Origin of the sequence: Flavobacterium sp. W1B (assembly GCF_047344965.1) — a bacterium.
In the GTDB taxonomy this organism is placed as follows: domain Bacteria; phylum Bacteroidota; class Bacteroidia; order Flavobacteriales; family Flavobacteriaceae; genus Flavobacterium.
This window is the reverse complement of sequence record NZ_CP178845.1, coordinates 2,181,317-2,196,506: the sequence shown is the minus strand read 5'-3', so window position 1 is coordinate 2,196,506 and position 15,190 is coordinate 2,181,317. Positions and strand designations below refer to the sequence as shown.

General features: G+C 32.9%; 14 protein-coding genes. 7 read left to right on the top strand and 7 right to left on the bottom strand.

Annotated features, from left to right (window positions below):
- Window positions 1-5 precede the first annotated feature (5 nt).
- The 3 genes from ACMDB5_RS09510 to mgtA all read right to left on the bottom strand — a co-directional run bounded on the left by ACMDB5_RS09510 (window position 6) and on the right by mgtA (window position 5,459).
- Window positions 6-1,268: an efflux RND transporter periplasmic adaptor subunit gene (locus ACMDB5_RS09510; protein WP_413998025.1), complete on the bottom strand. Its 1,263-nt coding sequence runs from the start codon at window positions 1,266-1,268 to the stop codon at window positions 6-8.
- A gap of 10 nt (window positions 1,269-1,278) precedes the next feature.
- The gene (locus ACMDB5_RS09505; protein ID WP_413998024.1) at window positions 1,279-2,619 is read right to left on the bottom strand and encodes a TolC family protein; all 1,341 of its coding nucleotides are present in this window, start codon (window positions 2,617-2,619) and stop codon (window positions 1,279-1,281) included.
- A 287-nt stretch (window positions 2,620-2,906) separates the two neighbouring features.
- A complete protein-coding gene (gene mgtA, locus ACMDB5_RS09500; RefSeq protein WP_413998023.1) occupies window positions 2,907-5,459 on the bottom strand; it encodes a magnesium-translocating P-type ATPase in 2,553 nt (850 codons plus the stop codon).
- 668 nt (window positions 5,460-6,127) lie between these two features.
- On the opposite strand from mgtA, the gene ACMDB5_RS09495 reads away from it, so the two are divergent.
- The 5 genes from ACMDB5_RS09495 to ACMDB5_RS09475 all read left to right on the top strand — a co-directional run bounded on the left by ACMDB5_RS09495 (window position 6,128) and on the right by ACMDB5_RS09475 (window position 10,063).
- Window positions 6,128-7,123, top strand: a complete 996-nt coding sequence (locus ACMDB5_RS09495; protein ID WP_413998022.1) for a metal-dependent hydrolase — start codon at window positions 6,128-6,130, stop codon at window positions 7,121-7,123.
- Window positions 7,124-7,132: 9 nt separating this feature from the next.
- Window positions 7,133-7,693: a 2'-5' RNA ligase family protein gene (locus tag ACMDB5_RS09490; RefSeq protein WP_413998021.1), complete on the top strand. Its 561-nt coding sequence runs from the start codon at window positions 7,133-7,135 to the stop codon at window positions 7,691-7,693.
- Between the two features lie 138 nt (window positions 7,694-7,831).
- Complete coding sequence (locus ACMDB5_RS09485) at window positions 7,832-8,974, top strand: saccharopine dehydrogenase family protein (RefSeq protein WP_413998020.1); 1,143 nt, start codon at window positions 7,832-7,834, stop codon at window positions 8,972-8,974.
- A 141-nt stretch (window positions 8,975-9,115) separates the two neighbouring features.
- Window positions 9,116-9,826, top strand: a complete 711-nt coding sequence (locus ACMDB5_RS09480) for a GYF domain-containing protein (RefSeq protein ID WP_413998019.1) — start codon at window positions 9,116-9,118, stop codon at window positions 9,824-9,826.
- A 33-nt stretch (window positions 9,827-9,859) separates the two neighbouring features.
- The gene (locus tag ACMDB5_RS09475; RefSeq protein ID WP_413998018.1) at window positions 9,860-10,063 is read left to right on the top strand and encodes a YqaE/Pmp3 family membrane protein; all 204 of its coding nucleotides are present in this window, start codon (window positions 9,860-9,862) and stop codon (window positions 10,061-10,063) included.
- A 25-nt stretch (window positions 10,064-10,088) separates the two neighbouring features.
- Here ACMDB5_RS09475 and ACMDB5_RS09470 read toward each other — a convergent pair whose 3' ends face one another.
- The 4 genes from ACMDB5_RS09470 to ACMDB5_RS09455 form a co-directional block, all read right to left on the bottom strand.
- A complete protein-coding gene (locus ACMDB5_RS09470; RefSeq protein WP_413998017.1) occupies window positions 10,089-10,682 on the bottom strand; it encodes a 2OG-Fe(II) oxygenase in 594 nt (197 codons plus the stop codon).
- A 177-nt stretch (window positions 10,683-10,859) separates the two neighbouring features.
- Window positions 10,860-11,234, bottom strand: a complete 375-nt coding sequence (locus ACMDB5_RS09465; protein ID WP_413998016.1) for a YchJ family protein — start codon at window positions 11,232-11,234, stop codon at window positions 10,860-10,862.
- 12 nt (window positions 11,235-11,246) lie between these two features.
- Window positions 11,247-11,477, bottom strand: a complete 231-nt coding sequence (locus ACMDB5_RS09460) for a hypothetical protein (protein ID WP_413998015.1) — start codon at window positions 11,475-11,477, stop codon at window positions 11,247-11,249.
- Between the two features lie 12 nt (window positions 11,478-11,489).
- On the bottom strand, window positions 11,490-11,642 hold the full coding sequence (locus tag ACMDB5_RS09455; protein WP_413998014.1) for a hypothetical protein: 153 nt from the start codon (window positions 11,640-11,642) through the stop codon (window positions 11,490-11,492).
- Window positions 11,643-11,927: 285 nt separating this feature from the next.
- Here ACMDB5_RS09455 and ACMDB5_RS09450 point away from each other — a divergent pair, with 285 nt between their 5' ends.
- Together ACMDB5_RS09450 and ACMDB5_RS09445 are read left to right on the top strand one after the other, a co-directional pair.
- Window positions 11,928-14,771 carry a PAS domain S-box protein gene (locus ACMDB5_RS09450; protein WP_413998013.1) on the top strand — a complete coding sequence of 948 codons (2,844 nt, stop codon included), beginning with the start codon at window positions 11,928-11,930 and terminating at the stop codon, window positions 14,769-14,771.
- Entirely contained in the window at window positions 14,768-15,160 is a 393-nt protein-coding gene (locus ACMDB5_RS09445; protein ID WP_413998012.1) for a response regulator, read from the top strand. Before ACMDB5_RS09450 ends, ACMDB5_RS09445 begins: the two co-directional genes overlap by 4 nt.
- Window positions 15,161-15,190: the final 30 nt, after the last annotated feature.

The window sequence follows — 15,190 nt, the reverse complement described above, 5'->3', positions numbered from 1 at the left end:
AAATGCTATTGTCTTCGTCCCGATCTAGAATTACCACCACCGCGTTTTGGCATGAATGGACTTTGATCCGTTGCCTTCGAACTTTTAGATTGCTTCCCTATATTTATCCCGGTAACAATTTCATCATTTTCCGTTATCCCTTTTACTATCTGCACATTAATGTCATCATCCAGCCCTATTTCTATTTTTTGAGGAATCAATGAATCTCCAACTTTTTTCCATACCATAGCTCCTTTATGAGAAATAGTCGCTGTATTTACATCCGATTGTCCTTTAGCTCTTTTTTGATTTCTTTTGTTCTCTTTATTATTTTCTAAGGATACTTTCTTTACCTTAAACTGCTTTCCTAAGGTAGAATCCGGCTGAAAAGCCATAGCTTTTACAGAAATAAGCAATGCTTTTTTTACTTCATTGGTATAAATAACGATATTGGCTGTCATTCCTGGTTTTAACTTCAAATCATCATTAGAAGCGTTAATAATAGTAGTATAAGTAACTACGTTTGCCGAAATGGCGGGTTGCAAGCGCACTTCAATTACAGTTCCCTTAAAAACATCATCAGGAAAAGCATCAACTGTAAAACTAGCACTTTCCCCAACTTTTACGTTTCCAACATCGGCTTCATCTACCGATGCTCGAACCTGCATTTTAGTCAAATCTTTGGCAATACTAAATAATGTAGGCGTATTTAAACTTGCCGCTACCGTTTGTCCTTCACTTACTTTTCTGGATAAAACTGTACCATCAATTGGCGAGAAAATTTCTGTGAATGAAAGGTTTTTTTGTACTGATCTTAATTGTGCAGCTACACTATTTACATTGTCTTTTGCAACTTCATACTGATTTTTGGCTATTTCAAAATCGGCTTTACTGATTCCTCCGGCATTGTATAATTGGGTTTGTCTGTTATAATTAGATTGTTGGTAATTAAGATTGCTTTTTGCCAGTTGCAAATTGGATGCAACCTGTTGTACTTGTGCAATAAATAACGATTGATCAATTTGAGCCAGTAACTGCCCTTTCTTGACCACTGAATTAAAATCAACAAATACCTTTTGTATCGTTCCCGACACCTGAGTTCCTACGGCTACGGTATCTACAGGTTGAATTTTTCCGGTTGCAGTCACGCTCGTTGCTATATCTCCATAATGAGGTTTTTCAGTAATTAGTTCAACCGTATTTTCATCTTTATGAAAAATAAAATACCCTATACAGCCTATAAGTAATAATCCGACGCAGATAATGATTATTAATTTCCTTTTTTTCATTTTTATATATTTAAAGTTTGATAGGATCACCTTTATAGAAATCATATATTTTTAAACTCACCACAGCATTAAATCTGGCTTGTATAAAATTTTGAAAAGCCTGTACGTATAGATTCTTTTGCAAAAGATAATCTACCGTACTAATTCCGCCCAATCTTAATTGTTCGTTGGTAATGCGGTAATTCTCTTTATTGGCTTCTAATTGTTCTTCGGCTGCAGTATACTGAGATTGCGCATTGAGCACATTTATATAAGCCTGTTCTACTCTTTGGGAAAGTATTGTTTGCGTATTTGTTAAATTTAATTTGGATTGATCAATTGCAATCTTTGATTTTTCGACAGCAGTTTTTGCCGTCCGATTATTAAATATGGGAATGAATAACGAAAGACCTAGACGCTGATAAAAATTATTATCTAACTGTGTAATATAATTCGTTTTCTGACTATTAGAATATCCAGATACCAAAGAGCCGCTCGCATTAAGTGTAGGTTTAAACCCTGCTTTAAACTTTAATAATTCCAATTCGGCAGCTTCTTTTTCTAATATACTACTTTTGATTTCCGGTCTTTGTTCTAATGCGATTCTCTGAGCTTCTTCTAATACAATCACCGGCAAAGTAGTAATCAAGGAATTTGGCGTCTTAATATTTAATGTATAACCTGAGGGAAGCTGCAATAACTGTTTTAGTATCAATATATTTTGGCGTTCATTGTTTTGAGAAGTAATCAAATTGTAATTATCTGTAGCCAATTGGGCTTTTAATAAAACAAACTCTTTTTGGGCAATACTTCCTGCATTGTATTTTAGTTCTCCCAGTTTGAGCTGTGCTGTAGATGTTTCTACAATTTCATTCAAATACACAGTGTTTTCTTTTGCTAATAAAATCGTCAAATAAGCTTGGGTAATTTGTATTGTAATATCATTCTCTGCTGCTTGGGCATTATACTCGGCAGATTCTGTTAGTATTTTTTTTTGTTTTACATCATTATTTAAAAATCCGCCGTTATATAAAACCATAGCCGATCCTAATGAATAATTTCCGGCTAAACTAGATTGAGTTTGAAAACCTCCAACTGTTAAATCTGCATTTCTAGTATTAGTATATGTTTGGGTAGCATTTCCTGAAAAATTGGGATATTTAGCCGCCTTTGACAACAACAAATCTTGTTCAGTCGATTTTCTTGTTAACCTTAATGTATTAATTTGAATGTTTTGTTGCTTCGAATAAGCAATACATTGCTCCAGATCCCATAGCTCGGGTAATCGATCCAAATCAATATTTTGTGCCTGAATATACGTTGTATGAATAATCAAAACCGCCATCAAAGTATTTATCATAAATGACTTCATACCTGTATTTAATTTAAATTAAAAAATAAATTGCAACCTGAGTCTTAGATAAGAATAATAGTATTCTGAGCGTACAATAAAGATTTGGCTTTAAAAAATGGGGTTTTATATATTACTGATAATCAACTAATTCTGAACAAATAAGCATCTCAAATATACAAATTATTTTAGTAGCAAACATGACTTTCATAGGTTCTTATCATCTATAAATCAGGGATTTACTTTCGAAAAAAGCTAAACAATTAGTTCCTTGAATGCTATCCTCACGATATTATATTTCTAATTGCTTAGTTTTTATTTTCCTCTTTTTTCTTAAGAAGTATTTTATAGAACCTATGTTTTATAATTTCAGCAAGCAGAATATATACCATAACCAGCAAAACCATCCAGATGTATAATTTAAAAGGCAGTTTTACAAATCCAAACCATACAGATATTGGCGTAAGTGGCAACAACAGAACAAAAAGCACTATTGTCCCTGTTGCAATTGATAGATAATTACCCGGCAAACTTTTGAAAAATGGAAGCCTAGTACGTACAACAAGCACTATCAGTGTTGCAGAAATTACCGACTCAATAAACCATGCTGTTTGGAATTCTTTTTCGTTGGCATGAAAAACAAATAGAAGAATACCAAACATCAGAAAATCAAATACTGAACTTAGTAAGCCGAAAACGATCATAAATCTTCTAATAAAGGAGAGATTCCACCGCTGTGGCGATTCTATATTAAGTGCGTCAACTTTATCAGTGGCTATTGTCATTTCTGGAAAATCGGTCAGTAAATTGGTCAGTAGGATCTGTTTGGGTAATAGCGGTAAAAACGGCAGAAATAATGAAGCTCCCGCCATACTGAACATATTACCAAAGTTGGCACTTGTTGCCATAAAAATATATTTCATCGTGTTGGTGAATGTTTTTCGCCCTTCAACGATACCATTTGCCAAAACATCCAGATCTTGACTCAGCAATACAATATCGGCCGCTTCTTTTGCAACATCAACTGCCGTGTCAACAGAAATACCTACATCAGCGCCATGCAATGCCGGAGCATCATTTATACCATCACCCATGAATCCAACTACATTCCCAGCATTCTTTAACGTTCTGATTATATATTCTTTCTGATTTGGCTCAACCTCAGCAAAAATATCTGTCTGTATTGCTTGGTATGTCAATGCCGCCTTAGTCATTTTATGCAATTCTGTGCCGATAAGCACTTTTGGATCTTGCATACCTAGCTTCAAGGCAAGACTTTTTGCAACAAGAGCATTGTCTCCTGTAATAATTTTCAGCTTCACCCCTAATTTTTCCAACTTAAGGATTACTGCTTCTATATTTTTTTTCGGAGGATCAAATAAGGTAATAAATCCTAGAAAAATCATATTGGATTCATCAACTCTTGTGAAATTTCCAGCATTCTCAACGGGTTTATAGGCAATTCCAAGAGTCCTAAGTCCAGCTTCACTCAACTGTTTGTATTGTTCCACTATTTCTGACTCTGAATCAGATATGTCCGAAAGTTTTCCTTCTGAAATTTCCGCATGACTACATATAGACAGTATAGAGTTCAAAGCGCCTTTGCTAATAGCCATACTCCTATTTTCTGTACTAACAATTATCGTTAGTCGTTTTCGGATAAAATCATAGGGAATCTCAGATTGTACTTCAAAAATATTTGACGGCTCATTATAAGCTAGACTGATTGCGGCATCAATTGGGTTCTTAAATCCCTGCTGCATCGATGCATTTAGCCATGCATAGCGCAATACTTTCTCATTATGGTTTCCATAAATATCCAGCGTGTCTTTCAAGTTTACTTTCCCTTCTGTGATTGTACCTGTCTTATCCGAACAGAGAATATTCATACTGCCAATATTTTCAATCGAGGAAAGTCGTTTTACTATGACCTGTTGTTTAGCCATCAATTTTGCTCCTGTAGCAAGGTTGACACTAATAATAGCTGGGAGTAACTGGGGTGTCAGTCCTACCGCTAGAGCAAGCGAAAACAGAAAAGAATCAAGAATAGGTTTGTGTAGCGATACATTTATAGCAAAAATGATAATCACAAGAATCAGTGTAACTTCCATCAGCATGTAACCAAATTTACGTATCCCTGCCTCAAAATCTGTTTCTGGTGCTTTTGACTGCAAACTGGCCGATATTTTTCCAAATTCTGTCTGTTTGCCTGTTGTTGTTACTAATGCAGTAGCTTTCCCACTTATGACACTTGATCCCATTAACAACATATTACTCCTCTTTGATAGTACTGTATCTCTGGCTAATACACCCGCATTCTTTTCTACAGGAAAAGTTTCCCCCGTAAAAGCGGCCTCATCAACAAACAATTCCTTTGATTCCAAAATAAGACAATCACCCGGAATAATATCTCCTGCAGAGAGAACAACTACATCACCTGGAACAACTTCTTCAAAGGATATTTCTTTAGGTTTTTTATTTCTGATTACCAGACATTTTAACCTCACCATCTTAAGTAATTCTTTTACCGAATTTAAAGCTCCTTTTTCCTGCCAGAAACCTAGAAAACTGCTTAGCAATATTATACAGAGAATAATTGTGGCATCTGAGAAATCTCCTAAACTAGCAGATAATAAAGCAGCAACAATGAGCAGCAATGTAATAGGACTTTTAAATTGTGAAAAAAATAAAATAAGCATAGAGGAATGAGAATTATCCTTCAATGTATTCGGTCCATATTCGGTCAATCTCTTGGTTGCTTCCAAATCACTGAGTCCTTCCGGAATAGACGCTAATTTATGAAAAGCGACTTCTGGGCTTATATTCCAAAAACAATTTTCAATATCCGATTTCTCTTCCATGTTTAGCAAAATATTATTTTACATAAAGGCAATCAAGAACAGTTAATTCTGCATCATAAATTTTTCTTGCGTGATATAAATTAGATTTTATCCTTGTCTTTAAACAGAATCAGTATCTCAAAATCCTCTTATAACTGCTATGCTAAAAGAGATTTTTTACTACTAGTGAGAGTAAAACAGTTAAACTTGTCTGTTTCTCTTTTAATATTTGTGTATTCTTGCTTGGAAACATTTAAGCTTGACTTGGTTTCATTAGCTTTATTTTTTTTTTAATGTTCAGTAGATTTTGATTGCGACTCTTCTTTGATTTATGAAAACCTAACATTTATAAAAAAGGCAACACATCAACTAATAAAAACACACTTTACTTATTTGCAATGTCATTTTTTTGGATAAAAACGTATTAAATTTACAAAAAACTAGCACAAAATGCGATTCTTTTAATCAAAAATCATTACCGTAAAAAAACAAGTTTTATCCTTTGTCTTGAATTATATGTTTTCTTTTGTGAAAGAATTAAATTCTAATCTATCATTTAATTGATAAGGATTCTTTACTTATTAAAATTGTTTTAAAAACACCTAAAATTTTGTCTGTTATATTTTCTTTAGATTTGTACCCAACTGTACATCAAAATTCAAAAAAAGGGTACTGAAATAAAATTATAAATGGATTCATTAACACAAATTGCTTTAGGAATTGCCGTTGCCGAAGTATGTGCCGGCAAGAAACTTAAAAACAAAAGCTTTTTATACGGTGCAATTTTAGGGACAATTCCTGATTTAGATATTTTAATCGGTTTATTCTTAAATCCAGTTGATGGGGTTTTAATTCATCGCGGAATCAGTCATTCGTTACTGCTTTTCTTATTTCTATCCCCTTTTTTAGGTTGGCTAATTTCAAAAATTGAAAAGAAAAACATCAACTTTCTCGGAGCGACATCTATGGTCTTTTGGTGCTTATTTACTCATGTATTACTCGATATGTTTACTTCTTGGGGCACACAAATTTTATGGCCGCTTAGTCATCGTTTTGCATTAAAAACCATATTCGTAATTGATCCTTTATACACTATTCCCTTACTTATTGCATTGCTAATGGTTTGGAGAACAAAGGAAGTAGTGCTTCGAAAAAAATATATAATCAGAGGCTTGCTCATAAGTAGTGCCTATCTGCTTTTGTCCTGTTTTATAAAATTATACGCTTTGAATCAATTTGAAAAAGCACTAACAAAACAGGGAATCAATTATTCTGAAATTATTGTAAAACCAACGGCTTTCAATCTGATTTTATGGAATGCGAACGTTTCAACTACTGAGAATTATTTGCTGGGAGATTATTCCCTTTTTGACAGTCAACCCATTTCATTTAAAGCTTATGCAAAAAACATTAATTTGGAGTCAAAACTAAAAGGAAACTCCGATTTTGAAAAGTTGAAGAAAGTGAGCGAAGGATGGTACATTATTTCGAAACAAAAGGAAAACTTATACTTCAACGATTTGCGTTTCGGTCTATTAAACGATAATCCAAAACAGCCTCAGTTTGCTTTCAGTTATCAATTTATCCCAACCAATTCCGGATTAAAAGCGGTTGAAGTAACCAAAGAAAAACGAGACGGCAAACTATTGCTAAAAAAGATTTTCAAACGATTAAAAGGAAATTAATCATAAAATATGCAAAACCGTTATTCTATAGTAATCAGTCCACCGGATACCATTATTGTCTTAGTTAAGTTGATGAAAGAGCAATTAGCGGAGGAAATAGGTTGGTTTCACTCTAAAAATTCTTTGGCTCATATTACCATTAATGAGTTTATGACAACCGAGATCGAGATTGAAAGTATCAAGAAACAGTTGACAGCAATTTGCGACACCTTAGAGCCTGCAACGGTACATTTAAATAGTTTTGATACCTATCCTAACGGTGCTTTCTTCATTGCGCCAGACGAAAATTCTAAAAATGAACTGAAGAAAATCATTAAACAAATACATCAATTACTTCGCGTTAAAACATTGTTCAAAAATAACGAACCACATCTATCCATTGGACGCCAACTAAAACCAGATGAAATTTCAGCAGCCTATCGTTTGTTTACTGAGGTAGACATCAATTTCCTTTGTAATAGCGTTTCGCTACGCTGTTTTGATCCAAACAAAAAGCAATTTAAGATAACGGATACCTTTGAATTTAAGAATAATCCGAGTCCAACTTTTGTGCAAGGAACTCTTTTTTAGTTTTCCGGTTTTATATTTTAAGCGTACAATTGCAATTTCGCATAATTATAAGACAGAAAATAAATGCTTGATTTTACTAAAGAAAAAGGCTCCAATTATCTTAAATAGTATTCCGAGAAAAAAGCGTAACTTTAAGTTATGAAAAAGCATTTCAATATTATTATTGCCGGAGCCGGCGGTATTGCCGAAGCAGTTGCTATGTTACTGACCGAATGGAGCGAGGTAACTCCCAGTATTTTTATTGGTGACCGGAGTCTTGCTAAAGCCCAAAAAGTAGCTCAATGGGTTGAAGAAGGAACAACAAAACCCTGCTCCGTCAAACCATATCATCTGCCTGAAAATGGTCTAACAGATGAAATGGAAACCCTCTTACATCAAGGAGATATCATTCTTGACTGCTTGCCGGGTAGCCAAGCGCCAAGGATAGCTCAGTTTGCCAAAGACTACAAACTCCATTACGCAAACCTTACCGAATACGTCTCCGAAACAGAAAAAATAATAGCATTGGCAAAAGATGCTAAAACAGCTTTTATACTTCAAACCGGTCTTGCTCCTGGCTACATCGACTTGCTTGGCAACGGTCTTTTTCAACAATTTTGCACTGATTTTAAAGTCAATAAAGTCGATAAGCTCGAATTAAAAGTTGGTGCACTTACCAAGCATGCTATTGCGCCGCATTATTATGGTTTTACTTGGAGTCCCGTGGGCGTTGCCACCGAGTACCTAAAAGATACTATTGTCCTTAGGGATTATATAAAAACTACGCTTCCGTCTTTATCCGAAAGAGCTACAATTATCATTGATGGTTTTACCTACGAAGAAGATCTTACTTCAGGTGGCGCAGCTGATTTACCGGATGCTTTGTCTGGAAAAGTCCGTTCACTGGACTACAAAACCTTGCGTTTTCCGGGGCATTATGCTTGGGTTGAAAAGCAACTCTCTAATATTGAAAACTCGAATGATACCATTAATCAGCTACAACAAAAAATGGAAGCTGTTGTTCCGCATATCGAAGACGATCAAATTGTTTTATATGCCGCAGTAGAAGGCAAAGACGCAGATGGTATTTTACGCCGACGCGAAATTGCCAAACGCATATTACCTCAAAAAGTGGGAAAAAATCAATTGAGAGCCATTCAAACTACAACAGCGGCACCTTTAGCACAAGCGGCACAATTATTGCTCGAAAACGCGTACTCGGGAATTATTCTTCAAAGTCAAATAGATCCTTTGCTGTTTTTAAACGGAAGATTTATCGTAAACGTTTACGGAAAAATGTAAAATTTACATTTTTTTTAAATCTTAATGTCAATCAAGTTCTTGAAATTTGAACCTTAAAACAGTAGATAAAAAAATGATTTGTTTTTGTACTTTTGAAACATAAAAGAGTAACAAAAAAGTAAAAAAGCCTCAATGCTAAAAATGAATACCTATTACATACACAACGGAAATGAAAGTAGTGGTCCATTTGGACTGGAGGAATTAAAAAACAAAAAAATTACCCATACAACTCCTGTTTGGTGTCAAGGCATGGAAGATTGGAAAAATGCGGGAGAAGTAACAGAATTAAAAAGCATTCTAATGATTGTCCCTCCTCCTATCAAAATAGTTTCTCCGGAACCAAAGGCGCCAAAAGAAGTCAAAAATCACACTGTTTTAGGAATCAAAAAAAGCTACTTTTTCTTAGCTAGCGGATTATTTGTTTTAATCATTGGAACATTAATTTTTAATGTTGCCCAAGAAAACAGAAGAGCCGATTTAGAACAAAAAAACAGCGTAACTGAAAAAGACAACCAACAATACCTGCTGCAGCAAAAAGAAATTGAAGAGCAAAAACAACAACTTGCAGAACAAGAGCGAATAGAGGCAGAAAGGATTACAAGGGAGAGAAAGGAAACCATTACAAGCAGACTTTCGGAAATCAAAAAAACACTTGCTGATGATTACTACAATTTCGAAATCTTAAAAGACAAATTAATTGACGTTTCAGGTTTCAAATTTTTTAGAACTCCCGATGAAAGAAATGAAGAAATAAATTTGATCCAGAATCATATTCAAACCTTGAAAAATGAAATTGAAAAACTGGAAGAGGAAAGCAATCAATTAAACTTAGAATTAGAGAGAATTCACTAATATCTGATTCGTTAAAAATACGAAACTAAAAAAATGAGATACCTAATTGCCTTTTTTTTGCCTTGGTTGTCCTTGCTTTTACAAGGAAAAATTCTATCCGGAATTATTTGTTTGTTTTTACAAATAACAATTATCGGATGGATTCCTGCTTTTATTTGGGCTTTTACCTCATTGAATAGGATGTATGCCGACCGAAGAACTCAAAAAATTGTTAGAGAAATTAGAAAAAATAATTGAGATTTTTTTGAATTTATTACAAGTCTTAATCGCTTTTTAACCAGCCTGTAATACTCATTCTGGTATTTTGAGTTACCAAAACCTCATGTACCAACTCGTTGCTTTTAAAAAAAACAGTTTTCCCTTGAGTGGGAGCAATTTTTTGGTTGTTATTTAATTGATGTATTAATAACTCTCCTCCATCACTAGGTTGCCAATTGCTGTTCAAATAACTGATCATGGAATATTTTCGGCTGGAATTATTTTTGAATTGATCTAAATGTTTTAGATAAAAATCGCCTTTTTCATACAAAGAATAATGAAACTCATAACCAGTTATACCGGCATAACAACTTTGATTTAAATAGCTTATAAAAGCTTCAATCTGGATAAAAAATTCATTCTCGAATGGATTGTTATTTTTTTTATCCAACCAATAAATAGAATCGCTTCTTACAGCACTATCATAAGAAATAGTTTCTGAGTTGCCTATTCCTGCATCAACTAATAAACTTCTTTGTTGTAGAGCAAATAAATTTTGCTTTAAGTTATTAGCCAAATCATCACTTAGAAAATTTTCAGATATCCCTACTTTATTTTCAATATATGAAGCAATTAAAGCTTCAAAGCTATTTTTCATGTCTTTTGCATTGACTGCATAGACGGTCAACGTTGAAAGGTAATATAAATTACACCATATATAACATCAAGAAAGAAAAAAATAGCGTTAAAAAAGATGTGAAAACTATCCTAAAAAAATTAAAAAAAGAACTTTTCTCACAAAAACAAATAAGATTCAATAAAACTCAGCTGTTTTTTAATGAAAAGTTCCGTCAACATAATACCAACTTCCATCTTCAAGTTTAAAGATAGAATGCTCCTGATGTATTTGAGACTGTAATTCGCTATCGATATAAAAAGCTTTAAATGTTACGGAATTTATGGTAGCTTTCATTACCAATAATTTAATCCATTGATTACTTACAGCCCATTCTAGGATATCCTCCTTTATATGGTGCTTACGGGTTGAAAAGTGCGTGGTTTCTATTAAATAATCCGCTTTATGAGTGGCAAAAGCGGAATAACGAGAACGCATCAAAGCCTCCGCCGTTGGAGCCTTTTTAATCCCATTAATATAAGGCTGACAACAAATTTCAAAATCGAGTTGTGAACCACAATAGCATTTTATCATTTTATATAATAATTATAATTGACCGTCAAGTGCAATTATTTTTTGATGTAATTGGTTTAATAAAACTTGGTATTTGCTAATTTCAACTAAGTCTTCGTCATCTTCAGAAAAGTCTAGCAAGTCGTCTAATTCCGCACTAACTTCAACTAATTTATTATTAGCTTCCTTCGCATTTTTATTAGCTATTAAGTCTATTATTTCCTGAACATTAGCTTTTAAACCATTGTATTTATTGTCTTCCATATTCTTTATAAATTAAATTTCTTCTGAAGTTTTATTCTCATTAAACTTTTTTGTAATTTGTTTTAATTTTTCCTTGCGAAGAATTTGAGCCTGTTTTACTTTATCTTGGGCTTTATGCAACTTGTCGTTATGTTTCTTGATATTTCTTTCGTTATTTCTACCCATTTTATACTATTCTTTTTGTTGCCTTTACAAACGATAATATATCCTTTTCTAACAACTATTTAATTTTGCTGCAAAGTTCGGCTTTTTAATTCAAAAAAAAGGCTGTTTTTATTCAGACAAAATAGGTTTTAAATATTAACTAGTAAAATCCTATTTCTCAACTAAAAACTCCTATATTTCAGCATTAAATTTGCTTCAAATTTCTATTTTTCATGCTTGCTAAATTTTTTTATTTATATTTATCAAATTATAAAAAGTTCGCGAAAAATCTACCTAATAATACAAATGAATTCTGAAAAATATTGGTTGCAATTCATAAATTGTCTTTTAAAAAAACCAAAAAGCATAGGTTTTTCCATATCGATTATTCTTAGTATAACTGTTTTTTATATCGTTTCACAACAGTATCAAATTGCAAAAGAAAGTGAACATTTAGAGATGAATAAATCACTTAAAACTATTGAACAAAATATTGAACAATCTCTAAAAAGTTGCTATATATCATCTCTTACGCTGGCACTTACCATCAATGACCAAGGGATTCCTGAAAACTTCGATTCTATTAGCAAAAAACTATTGGAATCTAACAATAGCATCAGTGCAGTTCAATTGGTTCCAAATGGTATCATTCGATACATCTATCCTTTCAAAGAGAATGAAGCTGCAATGAATTTTAATATTTTAAAGTCAAAAATCCATCAAAAAGAAGCTTTAAAATCCATTACAAATCAGAAAATGCATTTTGCAGGTCCTTTTGAATTAAAACAAGGAGGAAAAGGGATTGTAGGACGATTTCCAGTTTATATCAAAAATAAATTCTGGGGATTTTCGGGGGTTGTCATTAAATTGGACAACTTATTAAAAATCTCAGGTATTAACGCTATAGACAGTTCAAAATACTATTTTCAACTCTCTAAGAAAAATCCTGTTACTCAAAAAGAAGATTTTTTTCTACCTTTTAAAAAAGACCTATCCGAAACCTATTATGTAAGCAGTACAGTTCCAGATGGAGACTGGAAACTTTATTTGATTGCTAAAAACCCAAATAGTTTCTATCTTCCTTTATTGATTCTTGCTATTTTAGGGGTTATTTTAGCGGGTTTATCTGGTTTTTTAGTAACATTATTACTCAAAAAACCGGCCGAATTACAACTTTTAGTCAATGAGCAAGCAACGAATCTTGTTAAAAGTGAAACAAAATTCAAAACCATTTTTGATCAGGCTTCTATAGGAATTGCTCAAATGGATTCTTATACCGGAAATTTCATTAAGATCAATCAAAAATACTGTGATTTACTAGGATACACCTCTTTGGAGATGAAAAACAAAAACTTTCAGTCTATTACACATCCCGATGATTTAGAGACCAGTCTATTTTATATGCAAAAAATCAAAGAGGGAGAAATTAGAAATTATTCAATAGAAAAAAGATATTTAACAAAATCCGGAGGTTACTTTTGGGGAAAACTTACGATCTCGCCAATTTGGGAACCAAATCAAAAAGTGACTACCCACATTGCTATAATTGAAGACATTACAATAAAAAAAGAAAGTGAAAATTTAATTACTGAGAGTGAATTGCGTTTTAAAAGCCTCTTTGAAAACTCCCCAGTAGCATTATGGGAACAAGATTATTCCGCTGTAAAACAATACCTTCAGGATTTGAATCTCATCAATGAAAGTCCAGAAAAGGTTTCTCTTTATTTTAAAAACCATCCTGAGGTGTTGCAAAAATTTTTCTCATTGGTAAGAATTATTGATATCAATAAACAATGTCTGATTCAATACGCTCCGAGGACCAAGTCAGAAATTCTAACGAATACAGAAATCATTTTTGATAAAGAATCAATTCCTTCTTTTACAAAGAATTTGGAAGCCATTTGCAAAGGAGATAATTACTTAAAGATGGATGCGAAAATCAAAAATCCAAATGGAGAAATAAGGGATATCAATCTAATTTATAGCGTAGTAAAGGGCTATGAAAAAAGTTTGGAAAGAGTAATCATTTCTACCGAAGACATTACAGAGCGCAAAAAACAGGAAAAGACTATCTTCAATTCACAACAAAAAATTGAATCGCTTATTAATACTATTGACGGTATTGTATGGGAATCAGATGTGAAAACCGAAAAATTTAATTTCATAAGTAAAAAAGTAGAAAACATACTGGGTTATTCAGCCGAAGAATGGTTAGCTTGTCCCACTTTTTGGCAGGATCACATTTTTGCCGATGATCTCGATTCGGTATTAAAATACTGTTCCAGTAAAGCCCGGAAAAATTTAGAGCATGATTTTGAATACCGAATGGTAGCCAAGAATGGCAGTATAATATGGCTAAGAGATATCGTAAATATAATGTATGAAAATGGTCAGCCCATAAGTATGCGCGGGATTATGATTGATATTACCAAAACAAAACAAATAGAAAAAGATTTGAATAATTCGTTCCATTTGGTCAACGAACAAAACAAACGATTATTAAATTTCTCACATATTATTTCACACAATTTACGATCACATACCAGCAATATTTCGTCAATTACTAATTTGATAGAAACTTCAGAATCTGAGGAAGAAACTAAAGAAATGATCCAATTACTAAGATCGACTTCAAATTCTCTTAATGAAACTATATTCAATCTAAACGAAATTGTTGATATTCAAAGAAACACGACTTTGATTAGCGAAAAACTAAATCTAAAACAATACATTACAAATACCTTAAAGGTTCTTTCGGACCAAATCAAAATAAAAAACGCTATTATTATTTGTGATATAGCCGATACAATCGAAGTAAATTTTAATCCTGCCTATTTAGAAAGCATACTTTACAACCTTATTTCAAATGCAATTCGTTATAGTCATACCGAAAGAATCCCCAACATAACGATCTCTTTCACTGAAGAAAATGGAACAAAAACATTGCATGTTTCTGATAACGGGATTGGAATTGATTTAGTTAAAAATGCTGATAAAATTTTTGGAATGTATAAAACTTTCACTAATAACCCAAATTCTAAAGGAATTGGATTATTCATTACAAAAAACCAAATTGACGCTATGGGTGGGAAAATAACCGTAGAAAGTGAACCCAACCTAGGGACAACATTTAAAATCTGTATACAATGAGAAAAACAATATGGGTAATTGACGATGATCCGATATACCAAATTATAGCAAAAAAAATCATTCAAAAATCACAAATGTTTTCTGAAGCAGTTTCCTTTCAAAACGGAAAAACGGCGTTCGATACTTTATATAATTCAACACAAAACAATGAGCTGCTTCCAGATTTTATTTTACTGGATATCAACATGCCCATTATGGACGGATGGGAATTTATGGCCAAAATGACCGAAATTAAAACTGCTATCAATAAACAAATCCTGGTGTATATTGTGAGCTCTTCTATAGCGCAAGAAGACAAAAAAAAGGCAAAAAACCATCCTGAAATTTTAGGTTATCTGTCAAAACCTCTTTCTATAGATGATTTAATACTTATTGCATCGAATGATTAAGATCTAGACTAGCTTAATCATTCGATTTTA

Excerpts from the sequence above, each read along its gene's own strand:
- ACMDB5_RS09510 (WP_413998025.1), bottom strand. The coding sequence starts at position 1,268 with ATGAAAAAAAGGAAATTAATAATCATTATCTGCGTCGGATTATTACTT.
- ACMDB5_RS09505 (WP_413998024.1), bottom strand. The coding sequence starts at position 2,619 with ATGAAGTCATTTATGATAAATACTTTGATGGCGGTTTTGATTATTCAT.
- mgtA (WP_413998023.1), bottom strand. The coding sequence starts at position 5,459 with ATGGAAGAGAAATCGGATATTGAAAATTGTTTTTGGAATATAAGCCCA.
- ACMDB5_RS09495 (WP_413998022.1), top strand. The coding sequence starts at position 6,128 with ATGGATTCATTAACACAAATTGCTTTAGGAATTGCCGTTGCCGAAGTA.
- ACMDB5_RS09490 (WP_413998021.1), top strand. The coding sequence starts at position 7,133 with ATGCAAAACCGTTATTCTATAGTAATCAGTCCACCGGATACCATTATT.
- ACMDB5_RS09485 (WP_413998020.1), top strand. The coding sequence starts at position 7,832 with ATGAAAAAGCATTTCAATATTATTATTGCCGGAGCCGGCGGTATTGCC.
- ACMDB5_RS09480 (WP_413998019.1), top strand. The coding sequence starts at position 9,116 with ATGAATACCTATTACATACACAACGGAAATGAAAGTAGTGGTCCATTT.
- ACMDB5_RS09475 (WP_413998018.1), top strand. The coding sequence starts at position 9,860 with ATGAGATACCTAATTGCCTTTTTTTTGCCTTGGTTGTCCTTGCTTTTA.
- ACMDB5_RS09470 (WP_413998017.1), bottom strand. The coding sequence starts at position 10,682 with ATGAAAAATAGCTTTGAAGCTTTAATTGCTTCATATATTGAAAATAAA.
- ACMDB5_RS09465 (WP_413998016.1), bottom strand. The coding sequence starts at position 11,234 with ATGATAAAATGCTATTGTGGTTCACAACTCGATTTTGAAATTTGTTGT.
- ACMDB5_RS09460 (WP_413998015.1), bottom strand. The coding sequence starts at position 11,477 with ATGGAAGACAATAAATACAATGGTTTAAAAGCTAATGTTCAGGAAATA.
- ACMDB5_RS09455 (WP_413998014.1), bottom strand. The coding sequence starts at position 11,642 with ATGGGTAGAAATAACGAAAGAAATATCAAGAAACATAACGACAAGTTG.
- ACMDB5_RS09450 (WP_413998013.1), top strand. The coding sequence starts at position 11,928 with ATGAATTCTGAAAAATATTGGTTGCAATTCATAAATTGTCTTTTAAAA.
- ACMDB5_RS09445 (WP_413998012.1), top strand. The coding sequence starts at position 14,768 with ATGAGAAAAACAATATGGGTAATTGACGATGATCCGATATACCAAATT.